Source organism: Streptomyces sp. NPDC000075 (assembly GCF_040301925.1).
GTDB lineage: Bacteria > Actinomycetota > Actinomycetes > Streptomycetales > Streptomycetaceae > Streptomyces > Streptomyces polychromogenes.
Genome location: NZ_JBEPFL010000041.1, coordinates 63,507 through 75,907, shown reverse-complemented (window position 1 = coordinate 75,907; position 12,401 = coordinate 63,507). Strand labels below are relative to the sequence as shown.

General features: G+C 72.2%; 12 protein-coding genes. 4 read left to right on the top strand and 8 right to left on the bottom strand.

The genetic code is table 11. The annotated features are described in order from the left end of the window. Nucleotides 1–677: 677 nt before the first annotated feature. Genes pip through ABT403_RS33715 form a run of 3 tightly spaced genes read right to left on the bottom strand, consistent with a single transcriptional unit; the run spans nucleotide 678 to nucleotide 3,242 of the window. Complete coding sequence (gene pip, locus ABT403_RS33725; RefSeq protein ID WP_344152430.1) at nucleotides 678–1,673, bottom strand: prolyl aminopeptidase; 996 nt, start codon at nucleotides 1,671–1,673, stop codon at nucleotides 678–680. Next, the gene (locus ABT403_RS33720) at nucleotides 1,670–2,560 is read right to left on the bottom strand and encodes a PhzF family phenazine biosynthesis protein (RefSeq protein WP_344152427.1); all 891 of its coding nucleotides are present in this window, start codon (nucleotides 2,558–2,560) and stop codon (nucleotides 1,670–1,672) included. The genes pip and ABT403_RS33720 overlap by 4 nt, the downstream gene beginning before the upstream one ends. A 31-nt stretch (nucleotides 2,561–2,591) precedes the next feature. Continuing rightward, on the bottom strand, nucleotides 2,592–3,242 hold the full coding sequence (locus tag ABT403_RS33715; RefSeq protein ID WP_344152424.1) for a DUF7691 family protein: 651 nt from the start codon (nucleotides 3,240–3,242) through the stop codon (nucleotides 2,592–2,594). Between the two features lie 189 nt (nucleotides 3,243–3,431). Here ABT403_RS33715 and ABT403_RS33710 point away from each other — a divergent pair, with 189 nt between their 5' ends. Further along, nucleotides 3,432–3,707 (top strand): hypothetical protein, encoded by a 276-nt coding sequence (locus tag ABT403_RS33710; RefSeq protein WP_351650529.1) that lies wholly within the window; start codon nucleotides 3,432–3,434, stop codon nucleotides 3,705–3,707. A 103-nt stretch (nucleotides 3,708–3,810) separates the two neighbouring features. Here the strand turns inward: ABT403_RS33710 and ABT403_RS33705 are convergent, their stop codons facing one another. Then, nucleotides 3,811–4,857, bottom strand: a complete 1,047-nt coding sequence (locus ABT403_RS33705) for a hypothetical protein (protein WP_344152418.1) — start codon at nucleotides 4,855–4,857, stop codon at nucleotides 3,811–3,813. A gap of 298 nt (nucleotides 4,858–5,155) precedes the next feature. Continuing rightward, complete coding sequence (locus tag ABT403_RS33700) at nucleotides 5,156–6,283, bottom strand: hypothetical protein (RefSeq protein ID WP_344152415.1); 1,128 nt, start codon at nucleotides 6,281–6,283, stop codon at nucleotides 5,156–5,158. Between the two features lie 94 nt (nucleotides 6,284–6,377). Here ABT403_RS33700 and ABT403_RS33695 point away from each other — a divergent pair, with 94 nt between their 5' ends. Then, complete coding sequence (locus tag ABT403_RS33695) at nucleotides 6,378–7,466, top strand: protein kinase family protein (RefSeq protein WP_344153001.1); 1,089 nt, start codon at nucleotides 6,378–6,380, stop codon at nucleotides 7,464–7,466. A gap of 15 nt (nucleotides 7,467–7,481) precedes the next feature. Here ABT403_RS33695 and ABT403_RS33690 read toward each other — a convergent pair whose 3' ends face one another. Together ABT403_RS33690 and ABT403_RS33685 are read right to left on the bottom strand one after the other, a co-directional pair. Next, nucleotides 7,482–7,967, bottom strand: coding sequence for a macro domain-containing protein (locus ABT403_RS33690; RefSeq protein ID WP_344152412.1), 486 nt, complete (start codon nucleotides 7,965–7,967; stop codon nucleotides 7,482–7,484). A 94-nt stretch (nucleotides 7,968–8,061) separates the two neighbouring features. Then, the gene (locus ABT403_RS33685; RefSeq protein WP_344152409.1) at nucleotides 8,062–9,180 is read right to left on the bottom strand and encodes a Kelch repeat-containing protein; all 1,119 of its coding nucleotides are present in this window, start codon (nucleotides 9,178–9,180) and stop codon (nucleotides 8,062–8,064) included. Between the two features lie 164 nt (nucleotides 9,181–9,344). Here ABT403_RS33685 and ABT403_RS33680 point away from each other — a divergent pair, with 164 nt between their 5' ends. Then, nucleotides 9,345–9,944, top strand: coding sequence for a hypothetical protein (locus ABT403_RS33680; RefSeq protein WP_344152406.1), 600 nt, complete (start codon nucleotides 9,345–9,347; stop codon nucleotides 9,942–9,944). 20 nt (nucleotides 9,945–9,964) lie between these two features. Here ABT403_RS33680 and ABT403_RS33675 read toward each other — a convergent pair whose 3' ends face one another. Continuing rightward, entirely contained in the window at nucleotides 9,965–11,404 is a 1,440-nt protein-coding gene (locus tag ABT403_RS33675) for an amidase (protein WP_344152403.1), read from the bottom strand. Nucleotides 11,405–11,511: 107 nt separating this feature from the next. Here ABT403_RS33675 and ABT403_RS33670 point away from each other — a divergent pair, with 107 nt between their 5' ends. Then, nucleotides 11,512–12,366, top strand: a complete 855-nt coding sequence (locus ABT403_RS33670) for an AraC family transcriptional regulator (RefSeq protein WP_344152400.1) — start codon at nucleotides 11,512–11,514, stop codon at nucleotides 12,364–12,366. Nucleotides 12,367–12,401: the final 35 nt, after the last annotated feature.

Below are 12,401 nucleotides of genomic sequence, written 5' to 3'. Positions count from 1 at the left end.
GCGACCTTCTTGGGCTGCCCCCCCCCCCCCCCCCGGTGGGGTGCGACGTCGGGCGCCCCTTATTTGGACGTCTAAAAATACGGCCCGCCCGCGAATGTCACACTCGGGGCCCCTCGACGCTTGAAGAAACGGACGCGGGGCCTGTCGGAGCGGGTGAGGCTGCTGCCGCCCGGGAGCCGGCTCTCGGAGAGGTCCCCCGGGCGTTCCGTCGAGGTCCTGGCAGGCCACGCGCCGGACGCAGCCGATGGATCCGGTTCCGGACCGTCCCGGCGGTACCTGCCCGGTGGATCGAGGCGGAGAGCGCACTGGACAGGCTCCTCGCCCAGCACCGGAGCGGCCCCTGGCCGTCATCGCTCCGGCCCTGGACCTGTCGTCCGGCCTCCGGCAGGCCAGGTCGACGCAGGCGCGGTCCAGCGAGGACCGGACGAGCACGGACCATGGGGGGCACGGATCAGGCAGGCTACGCCCCCCGGGGTGAGCCTGCCCCCCAAGCTCGCCTGCCCATCCCCCGGCCTGGTCCCGGCGGACCTTCTCCGCAGTCGCGAACTCGGATGCGGCGGAGCCCTTCGTGACCGTGGTCGTCGACACCACCCCGCCCGAGGACCTTGCCGATAAGGACGGCGAACGCTGGCTGCTGGTCAGGCTCTTCGAGGATGCGGAGGAAGGCGTGGTCCAGTTCAGCTGACCGGTCCGCTCGGCGGCGCGTGAGCCGGGCACGGGCGGGCGAAGCGGTCGAGGGCCTCGCGTACGTGGCGTTGGGTCGTTTCGCCGCCCAGGTGGCCCGCGTCGTCGACGACGAGCAGTTCGGCGTCGGGCCAGGCGCGGGCCAGGTCCCATGCGGTGTCGAGTGGGCCGGCCAGGTCGAGTCTGCCGTGGACCAGGACGCCCGGGATGCCGGCCAGCCGGTGGGCGTCGCGGAGCAGGGCCCCTTCCTCCAGCCAGGCGCCGTGCGAGAAGTAGTGGGCGCAGATGCGGACCAGGGCCAGGCGCGCGGTCGGCGGACGGTCGCCGTACGGGTGGGAGCGGCCCTTCGTCTCCCCGGACAGGACCGCGTCCTCCCAGGCACACCAGTCCGCGGTCGCCTTGTTCCGCACGGCAGGGTCCGGGTGTTCCGTCAGACGTGCGTACGCCGCGACGACGTCCCCGTCGCGCGGCGTGCCGGGGGCTCCTGCCAGGAAGCGTTCCCACTGTTCGGGGTGGAAGCGGCCCGCGCCCCGGTAGAGCCAGTCGATCTCCGAGCGGCGGGTGGTGGTGACGGCGGAGATGACGATCTCCGAGACCCGCCGCGGGTGCGTTTCCGCGTACGCCAGGATCAGCGTGGAGCCCCACGAGCCGCCGTGGAGGAGCCAGCGGTCGATGCCCAGGTGCTCGCGCAGCTGCTCCATGTCGGCGATCAGGTGCTGGGTGGTGTTGCACCGCATGTCGGTCGCGGGGTCGCTCGCGTGCGGGGTGCTGCGGCCGCAGCCGCGCTGGTCGAAGAGGACGACCCGGTAGCGGTCGGGGTCGAAGTACCGGCGCACGCCGGTCCCGCACCCGGACCCCGGCCCGCCGTGCACGACGACTGCGGGCTTGCCGTCCGGGTTGCCGCAGACCTCCCAGTACACGAGGTTGCCGTCACCGACGTCGAGCATGCCCGTCTCGTACGGCTCGACCGCCGGGTACAGCGCGCTCATCCTCGGACCCAGGTGTGGGAAGTCCCGATCGTGGCGGTGCCGCCCACGAGGACCCGGGGCCCCGTCGGCTCCGGGTGCACCGAGGCGGTGATGGTGGCGGGGCTGCCGACGGCATCGCCCATGTCGACGGCGATGCGGTTGATGCCCCGGTCGGCCAGATGGGCGGCCAGGCAGGCGGTGCTGTTGGCGTTGGCGATGTCCTCCGGGACCCCGATGGACGGTGCGAACATCCGGGCCGCCAACTCGCCGGTAGGGGAGGGGGGCGAGTAGACGTACGCACCCAAGAAGCCGAGATGGTCGCAGACTTCACGGAGCCTGCCCGAATTCGGGTCCAGAGCGGCCAGGACGGACCGGTTACGCACGGGTACCAGCAGACGCTCCCGCCCCACCCCGGCCACCCGCGCGTCGGGACCGGCGTCCGCCCCGGCGACGCCCAGCGCGGAAAGCACCAGGCTCCGCTCCTCGGCGCTCGCGGGACGGAGGTCGACGGGCCCGGGATCGAAGGCCGCGTTCACCAACGCCGCCCCCTTCCGCACCGCCAGGCCCTCGAAGGTGCGAGCGGACGTCCGCAGGAGGGCCCGGTACTCCCCTTCCTCCCCCGCCCGGTTGGCGAGGAGGGCCAGAGCGGCGACCGTACCGTGGCCACACGCGGGGAGCTCTTCTCCGGAGGTGAAGAACCGTATGCGGAAGGCGGGCCGGCCGTGCGCGGTCTCGGTCTCCCGCTCCGGCCGGAGGAAGACGGCGTGCGAGGTGCCGTGTTCGACGGGTATGCGCCGGCGCTCCTCATCGCTGAGCCGGTCGTCGTCCAGCACCACGGCGGTGGGGCTGCCTCCGGTGCCGTCCCGTAGACAGGCATGGACGAGCACGGCCGCGGCGGATCCGTTCACGGGCGGGTTCCTCTCCTGGTGGTCGATGGGGTCAGGTGAGCTTGAAGAAGAGCGTGTCCTGGGTGTACCAGTCGAGCTTCTCCGTGGCGAACGCCCATTCGCCGTGCTCGAATTCGAGCTTGTCGATGAGCTCCTGGACGTCGTAACGGAAGTCGGGGTCCATCCGGTCGAGGACGGCACGGTAGGCGTCCGCCGCGGGCTTCGCCTTGGCCAGAGGCAGGTGGCCAATGGCGGGGTATCCGTCCACCGAGCCCGGAACGAAGGGGAACCCGTCGGGGAGCTCGCTGTACAGGTAGCCCTGGGGGAGGAGGTCGGCAGGCACTCCGAGACGGCGCATCTCGTCGTCGACCAGGCCGAAGAACGTGGCGGGCTTGGAGTAGGTGCCCAGGTGGGACGGGTCGGAGGCGTTGTGGTCGATGATGTGCTGGAGGGCGGCGGTGTAGGCGTTGCCGGCGCACGCGGCGTCCGAACCGGTGTGCCCGGCCAGCAGGTGCTCCAGTGCCTCGGGGATGGACAGCCCCCAGTCGACGTCCTGCCCGTCCAGATCGTCCTGATGGGCCTGTGCGTCCCTGCGCATGCCGTCGAGGCGGCGCAGCTGTATGTCCGTCAGATTGCCGTTGCTGCCCAGGAAGGCCAGGACGTCGGCCTTGTCGGCGGTGGAGTAGGCGATGTTGTGACTCATGCTCACCATGATGCGGACCGGTACTGACATCAGCCCCCTCGACTTTTGTCCGCGGACAAAAGTCGAGGGGCGGGCGACACGATGGATTCGGGCATATCTACCGATATCTGGCGCACTCCTGTGTTAGTGATAGTACGCAAAGATCATCGATGTAGGAGGTATGTGACGATGTACACAACTCTTCTCCGTGTGACGACCGCGCTGGGCACCGCGGCAGTGCTGGCCCTCGGCGGAGCCGGTATCGCCAGCGCCGACGGTGTGGGCAGCGCGGGCATCGGCAACTCGGGTGTCGGGAACGCCGGCATCGGCAACGAGGGCGTCGGCAACGCCGGCGTCGCGAACGGCGGCATCGGGAACGCCGGGTTCGCCAACTGGGGAGTGGGCACCGCGGGCATCGCCAACACGGGCCTCGGCAGCCACGGGATCGGCAACTCGGGCGTCGGCACCGCCGGTATCGGCAACTGAGGCGGACTCACGGGTCCGCACCACCGCATCACCAGGAGCGCCCGGCCTCACTCGCCGGGCGCTCCGGCACGGGCGGAAGCCGCAGGGCCGCCGCCCGTGCGGCTCATGGGTTCACATCGTCCGCCATCACCTCGACGGACGGGGCGAACGGCGTTTCCGGTGACCCGACGGGCGGGAAGGCCAGGCCCTTCCCGGGATCCGGGCGAATGAGATTCGTGAACCCGTGCCCTCCGGGCGCCATCGCCGCTTCCTTGCCGTCCCTCCACGCGGGCGCGATGGGAATCTCGATCCACGTGTCCGTGCTGCCGCTGGTGACGTTCATCTCCAGCCCGAAGGTGCATTCCTTGTCGGATGCGAAATAGATGTCGAAGGTTCGCGCGTCGTTCTGCTCGAGGGTCACGGTCTTCGTGGAGAAACGATGGCGCAGGAACACCTTGTGGTTGGTCTTCATCTCGCCGCTGCCCAGCTTCGGGAAGCCCTTCTCCATGATCCTGGCACTGGTGTCGTCGTACTGGCCGACGTTGAACCCCAGGACGTCACGGGCCACGTCCTCGCCGGATCCGCCTTCGGGCGGCGGGTACACCACGGTCCCCTTGTAGTTCACGTTCAGCTCTTCGTCGACGCCCGCGATCTCGAACGGACAGTTCCGGTTCTTGAGCTTGAAGTCCTGGATGATCGTGGTGTCGTCCCGCAGGGCCTTGACGGTGATTCGGACCGCATAGAGCCCGGTGGGCCGCGCGCTTTCCGCCTTGAGCCACGCGTTGAAGTCATCGTCCCAGGTGACGGAGTGTGCGGCGGGGCCGATGGCGTAGCGAGTTTCCTTCAAGACCAACGCGGAGGGCAGGATCGGCGCCTCGCCACGGGTCACGGAAACGAGCGGTCCGGTGTCGGCCCGCTGCTTTTCGCTGTCCTCCTTGGCGTCTCGCCGTTTTCCCGCCTGATCGGCATCGGCGCTCTGCTCCGTGGCGTCAAGGGCCCGCCAGCCCGTGTACGCCGCGATCGATCCGAAGACGAGCGTGGGGACCAGGGCCGCGACGACCGTGGAGTTCCGCCACGACGGGGGAGGCGGGGGCGGTGGCGGCTGGGGTGGCGGATCAGGCTGTGGAACGGGGCCGAAGGGTGGAGGCTGAGGTGGTGGTGGCGTCGTCAACGGACCCCCAGGGCGGTCTGATCAAGGGACGGTCGTTGTAGCAGACGGCTGATACCCGTACCAAGGCAGACCGGGGCAGACGGGCCCGTTTCGGCCACGGTGCGCTGCGAAGGCGCTCCAGGGCCCGCTGACCGGCCGTGGCCGTTTTGACCGGCTGTGACGGATCGGGGAGCGGGCTGAGGACGCGCGCCCTGATCACCTTCCTGATCCCGGCCGGTGGCCGGATGTGCGGGCGCGCTCCGGGCGGACGGTGACCGGCCGTTGTGCCCGGAGCGCGTGCGGGAGTGAGCGGCCCGCCTCAGTCGGTGCCGAGGGCGGCGGACCGCATCCGGTCCAGGACGTCCTGCGGCATGACGAGGAACGTCGCACCCGTGACCGACGCCTCGTACGAGGTGCGGACCGACTTCCACAGCGCGCAGGCCTCCCGGCCCGTGACGGCCAGGGCGTTCTGCATGCGCGGGTCGAAGAGGTCGTAGTAGCGGAGGGTGAGGCCGGGCTCCACCGACTCCGGGGTGCGGGTCGACCCCTTCGCGTCGTGGTTCGAGATGACGCTGATGACATGCGCCATGTGCTGGGCGGGCAGCCGGCCCTGCGGGGCGTCGGGGTGCTCGAACGTGTGCTGCCAGAGCAGTGAGCCGGTGTCCGGGCCGCTCTCGGCGACCGGGGTCGCGGCCAGCGCGCCCAGATGGCCGTGGATCGACGTGCCCGCCTCGATCGCACTGCCCACCACGTGCCGGAGCCGGTCGTTCAGCAGGTCGTCGTCGTCCGCGGCCTCGTATTCGAGGCGCGCCTGCTCGACCGCGTGCTCCTGGTACCAGGCCGGAACGTCGTCCGGGACGTCGTTGACGCCGCTCGCCGGGCGGGGCGTGACACCCGGCAGGTCCTGCGGGGCGTGCGCGTCGAGGCGGACGAGGGCACGGCCGGGGATCCGGGTGAACAGCGGGTTGTCCGGGGCCAGTCCGTACGAGGGGTTCACCCACAGCCGCAGGTGCGGCCCCTCCTCGCCGCCCGGCCGCCAGATCGCCTCCGGGATGTCGGCGTCGTCCTCCGTGACCTGGAGGGGCGCACCGATGCGCTGCGCGATGCCGTCCACGTACTCCCGCCACGCGGTGCGCGCGGCGGCGAGGGCCTGCGGGTTCTCCTCGACGGTCTCGGCGTCGACGGTGTACGGCACGTAGCGCGCGAGCCGTACCGGGTTGAGGAAGCTGCGGCCCTTTCCGTACAGCTCGAAGGCGTTGCCCGAGCGGCTGTGCACGGTGAGGACGGAATCGATCTCGATCGCGGAGAAGAACTTGACCTCCTCCATCCAGGCGGGGATCGCGCTCTCCCGGACCGGCGGCCCGGACCACAGGGCCGGGTTCGGCAGTCCTATGAAGATGGCCGCGTCCCGGAGCTGGGCCGCCTCGTGCTGCCATGCAACGCGCACAGTACTTCTCTCTGTTGAACGATCATCCGCTGATCATCCTAAGAGTGCCGCGCGGATAGGCTCGGCCCGTTCAGAGGAGCCCATGCCCATGCCCATGCGTGATGACGATGCCGTTGCCCGCGACGCCGCGCGTCCGGCCGCCTACGCGACCGTGGCGACCCGTCTGTCGCTGCTGAGCGACCGGCGACTCGGTGACCTCGTGGCCTCCGCCGCCCCGGCCGGGTCCGCCTCCGGCATGGGCGGCAGGTCCGCGGAGCTGGAGGTCGACGGGATACGGGTCTTCGCCAAGAGGGTGCCGTTGACGGACCTGGAGATGCGGCCGGAGAACGTCCGGTCCACGGCGAACCTCTTCGGTCTGCCGATGTTCTACCAGTACGGGGTGGGCTCGGCCGGATTCGGTGCCTGGCGGGAGCTGGCGGCCCACACCATGACCAGCAACTGGGTTCTGGGGAGGGAGTACGAGGGTTTTCCGCTCCTGTACCACTGGCGCGTGCTGCCCGATTCCCCGCCCGAGGGCCTCATGGACGAGTTCGGGGGCATCGACGGAGCCGTCGCCCACTGGGATGGCTCCCCAGCGGTGCGCGGGCGGTTGGAGGCCATCAGCCGGTCCTCCCACAGCCTGGTGCTCTTCCTCGAACACGTGCCGCAGACGCTCGGCGCATGGCTGCACGAGCACCGGGCGGACGCCGCGCCGACGGGCCACGGCCCCGGTCCGGGTTCCGTGTACCCCAGGGCGGAGGAGGCCTTGACGCGCGGAGCGGCCTTCATGAGCTCGCGCGGGCTCGTGCACTTCGACGCCCATTTCAACAACGTCCTGACCGACGGCCGGCTGGTCTTCTTCGCGGACTTCGGACTGGCCCTGAGCTCCGACTTCGAGCTCTCGGCGGGCGAAGAGGCGTTCCTGACGGACCATCTCGCGTACGACCGCCACTACACGGCGGGGCATCTGCTCCGCCACCACCTCCTCGACGGCCTCCGCGGCGACACGGAGACGGACGTCTTCCTGCGGGAGTGGATCGCGGGCCGAAGGCCGGACGGGGTACGGCCGGAGACCGCGGCCATCATCGAACGGCATGCGCCGGCCACCGTCGTCCTGGACGGTTTCCACCGCCGCCTGCTCAGGGAGAGCAAGCGGACGCCCTTTCCGGCCGCCGAGCTGAACCGCGCCGCAGCCGGTCGCTGACCACCGTGACGGCGATCAGGAGTTCCCGCCGTGGTCGTACACCGTCACCGCCACCCCCCTCGTGGACAGTGCCCCGGTGATCAGCGGCTCCACCCGGGACCACTTCCCGCCGGCCAGGCCGCAGCCGATGCGGGGCATGTGGACCGAGGCACCCAGTTCGAGGGCGTGGCCGGCGAGTGCGGTCAGGCACTGCTCCAGGGCGTCGTAGCGGATCGGGACGCCCGAACTGCCCGTGCGTATGCCGCGCTGGCCGATCATGTTGGCGACCCAGGTGTCCGGCCGGACGCGCACCAGCCGGACCGCGCCGAGGCCGAAGTCGTTCCCGGCGCGGGCGCGGTGCCAGGCCCGGAAGTCCCGTTCGGGCTCCGGCCAGCGCCTGGATATCGCCAGGACGAAGCCCTTCCCCCAGCCGCCGAGATCGTTGCAGACGTGCGCGATGATCTTCGGCCCCTTGGCCTGCGGACTGGTGGCATCCCCGGAGATGATCGTCATCGGCGTCATCCCACGAGCCTATGCCGGGCCACTGACAATCCCCCGCCCGGCCGCCGCGCCACGGTCCGTTGCGTGCGGACCGGTGGCTCGGGCCCGGGTGAGCTCAATCCTCCGGCGGGGGAGGGGGGTCGAGGGCTTCGACCGTGCCGGAGATGTCGGTCACGTATCCGCCGGAGGCGTAGACACAGCTGCCGGTGATGCCGGGCGGGCACTGCATGGCGGCCGCCGCGAGCAGGTTGCGGGGCTTCGGGAGGGACGGCAGGGCCGTCCAGGCGTTGGTCGCGGGGTTGTACGAGTCCACGTTGGCCACGGTGCCCGTGTTGTTTCCGCCGACGACGTAGACACAGGCCCCGCTCTGGCCGGGCGGACAGGTCGTGGCCGCCACTCCGGCATTGGCCCGGGGTGTGGGAACCGCCGCCATCGGACTCCAGGCGTTGGTGGCCGGGTTGTACGACTCCACCGCACCGGTGAAGCCGTTGCCGTATCCGCCCACCGCGTACACACAGGTTCCGGTCTGCCCCGGCGGACAGCTCGCGGCAGCGGCGCCGAGAGAGGTCCTGGGCAGGGCCAGCGCCCGCACCGTGCTCCATGAGTTGTTCGCGGGGTTGTACGACTCCACCGTGCCGAGCGCATTGGTACCGTCCCAGCCGCCGACGGCATAGACGCACGTACCGGTCTGACCTGCGGGGCAGGGGGCCGTCGCCGCCGCGAGACCCGAGCGGGCCGTCGTCAGGGAGGCGACCGTGCTCCAGGCGTTGGTCACCGGGTTGTAGGACTCCACCACCCTCAGATGCTGGCTGCTCCCTCCGGCCGTGACACCGCCGCCGACGGCGTAGAGGCAGGTGCCCGTCTGCCCTGCCGGGCAGGGTGCGGCCGCTGCGGCGAGGCCCGCGCGGGGCGTGGGCATCGGCGGCAGCGTGGACCAGGCGTTGGTGAGCCGGTTGTACGACTCCACGGTGGCGAACTGAGTGGCGAAGGTGCCCCCGCCGACGGTGTAGACGCAGGTGCCGGTCTGGCCCGGCGGGCAGGGCGCGACGGCCGACGCCAGATCCTTGCGTGCCGTGGGCATGGACGGCAGTGTGGTCCAGATGGTGCCGTTGTTGGCGGACGCGGGCAGCATCGCGGCCAGGAGCGCGATGACGGCCAGCGCCCCGGCCGAGGCCAGTCGCCCCCGCCACCTCCTGCGGGACGAAGCGGGCGGTGGGGCGTTTCCGGGCGGCATGGGTCTCCTCCTTCATCGGCGGGCGGAGAGGTTTCGGGCTGGGTATCCCACGCCTGCCGGGGCCCCAGCCGGCTACCGGTTGGTCACCTTCCATCGGCGGACGTCTGCCGGGGCGGAGGGGGCGCGCCCCGGCCGGGGTGTGGGGCGTGCCTATGCTGCGGGGCATGGGAGTGGACCTCACGTTGTTCATGGCGGACTGGGAGCGGCTTGGCTCCTTCCCCGTCGAGGACCGGACAAGGGCCCTCGACGAGGCGATGTGGCCGCCGGACGACGACGGACGGCCGGGCTGGCAGTTTCCGGCGGGGCCGGAGGGCGCGTGGTGTGCCGTGTACGCGTTCCGCACCACCAGCGGCTCCTACCGGCCGCACTGGCGTGCGGGCGACGGATGGGCGGACATGCGGCCCTTGGTCGATCAGCCCGTGCGCGGAGCCGTGGACGGCTTCCTCGGCGGGCTGATCTGGGACGAGGTACCCGCCGAAGACCCCGCCCTGACCGGCGCCGACGGGTTCTTCCCGCCGGCCGCCGACCCCCGCTACCCCCACCTCCTGCTGGCCGCCCCGCCCGGCGCGGTGCGGGAGAAGGCAGAGGCCTGGCGGCGGGCGGAGCCGTGCCTCGGCCTGTTGCGTGCCCCGTTCGCCGCCGAGTGCGAGGGCTGGGCGGGCTGCCCGGAGAGCTTCGAGGCGTTCACCGCGCTGCTGCGCGAATGGGGCGGCGTGGTCACCGAGGCCGCCCGTCGCGGTTGGGGGCTGGTGGGGGTGCCGTAGCGCCGGTCCGGTGGAGCGGCTCAGCAGGCCGGCGGCCGGCGCCCCGCCCAGGGGAGGGCGAGTTCCAGGGTGCGGGAGACCTGGAGCAGGAGGTCCTCGCGCCAGGGCGCGGCGACGAGCTGGACGCCCACGGGCAGGCCGGTGGCCTCGTCGTGGTGGACGGGGAGCGAGACGGCCGGCTGGCCCGTCACGTTGAACACCGACGTGAACACCCCCATCGGGTAGCTGTTCACCAGTGCCCTCAGGGGGTCGTCGTCGACGCCCGTCCGCCACGCGCCGATGAGCGGCGGGAGGCAGGCCATCGTCGGTGTGACGAGCAGGTCGAAGCCCGCGACGAAGCCCTCCACGATGCGCCGCGAAAACTCCTGGGTGCGCCGCAGCCCTTCCGCGTACGCCCACGAGTCGGTCGCCCGCGCCGCCTCGCGCAGGGCGCGGTTGTGCGGCTCGATCCGGTCCGGGTCCGCGAGCCCGATGCCCGCCCCGCCCACGTTCCACAGGGTCGTGAACGCCGGGACCAGTTCCTCGGCCCGCGGCAGCGGAGGCGGGGTGTCGACGAGGTGGTGGCCGGCCGCCTCCAGGGCGCGGAGGGTGACGTCGACGGCCGCGAGGCACGCCGGGTGCACCCGTATCCCGTCGACCGGGGATTCGGCCAGCACGCCGATCCGCAGCCCGGTCGGCGCGTCCGACTCCAGCGCGGCGGCGAAGGAGGTGCGCGGCGCCGGGGGCGACCACCAGGCGCCGGGATCGTGGCGCGCCAGCACGTCGAGGGCCGCGGCGGTGTCCGCCACCGTACGGGTCAGCACTCCGCTCGTGGCGAGGCCCTCCACCTCCACGACGGCGTCGCAGACCAGGCCGCGGGTGGGCTTGAGGCCGACGAGGCCGTTGCAGGACGCGGGGATGCGGATCGACCCGCCGCCGTCCTCGGCGTGGGAGACGGGCGCCATCCCGGCGGCCACGGCGGAGCCCGCGCCGCTCGACGACCCGCCGGGGGTGCGGTCGGGGTTCCAGGGGCTGCGTGAGATGCCCAGGGCCGGGCTCTCGGTGAAGGGCAGGCTGCCGAACTCGGAGGTGGTGGTCTTGCCGAGCAGGACGAAGCCCGCGTCCGTGAAGCGCCGCACCACCGGGTCCGAGGCCGCCGCCGGTGTCCTCGCCGCCCCGGCGGAGCCGTGCGTGGTGGGCCATCCGGATACGTCGGCCAGGTCCTTGACCGGCAGCGGGACGCCGAGGAAGGGCGGCAGGTCCTCGGGCGAGTCGGTCCGTACCACCGCGTCGGCCGCCGCGGCCGCGGCCTTGCGGACGTCGTCGTCGGCGCGGTGGCAGAAGGCGTTCAGGCGGGGGTCGAGCTCGTCCATCCGTCCGAGGAACAGGTCGGCCACCTCGACCGGGCTCACCTCCTTGCGGCGGATGGCGGCGGCGAGTTCGACGGCGGGGGTGAACGGGTCGACGGGGGAGTGGGTCACGGGTGGTCCTTTCCGTGCCGGTGCGTGACCGGGTAACTGGCGTGTGCCGTCAGTGTGTTCACCCTCCGCGCGTCGCGTCTTGTACGAATGTCGCGTAGCGTGCCGGTATGGGATCCGCCGGACAGGACCAGGGCGCCGCGTCGCTGTGGGACATCGCCACCCCGTCGCGGCGCGGGCGGCTGCCGGGCGTGAGCATGGCCGGGTTCCGGGCCCGTACGACCGACGCCGTCGACCTCGGAGTGGTCCCGTACCCGGCCGTCACGGTGGCCCTGGAACTCGGTGACGGGGCGCTCGCCGTCGAGGACGCCGACGGCCGGAGGCAGAGCGGCGGCGCCGTCGTGGGGCTCGCGTCCGTCGGCGTCCGGGGGCGCGGCCGGGACATCGAGTGCCTCCAGGTGCGGCTGTCGCCGTCCGTCGCGCACGCGGTGCTCGGCGGCGGATGCGCGGAGCCGGGGGCCGGGGTGGTCTCCCTGGAGGACCTCTGGGGCCGCGAGGCCGTACGCCTCCAGGAGCGGCTGCGCGCCGCCGGCTCCTGGGAGGCCCGGTTCGCGCTGGCGGAGGCCGCGCTGCTCGGGCGGTACGAGGCCGGCCCCGCCGTGGACCCCGAGGTGGCCTTCGTATGGGGGCGGACGGCGGCGAGCCACGGTGCGGTCCGGGTCGAGCGGCTGGCGGACGAGGCGGGCTGGAGCCGCAAGCGCCTGTGGTCCCGGTTCCGTTCGCAGCTCGGCATCACCCCCAAGCGGGCCGCGCAGCTCGTCCGCTTCGACCACGCGGCGCACCGGCTCGCCGCCGGTCACGGCGCCGCGCGGGTGGCGGCGGAGACGGGGTACACCGACCAGTCCCACTTGTACCGGGACGTCAAGGCCTTCGCCGGAGTGACGCCCACGGCCGTCGCGGCCGCGCCGTGGCTCGCGGTCGACGACGTCGCGTGGGCCGCCGACGGGCACCGGGCGGAGTCCTGATCCGGACCCTGGGGTGGTTCCGTAGGCCGTCGGGG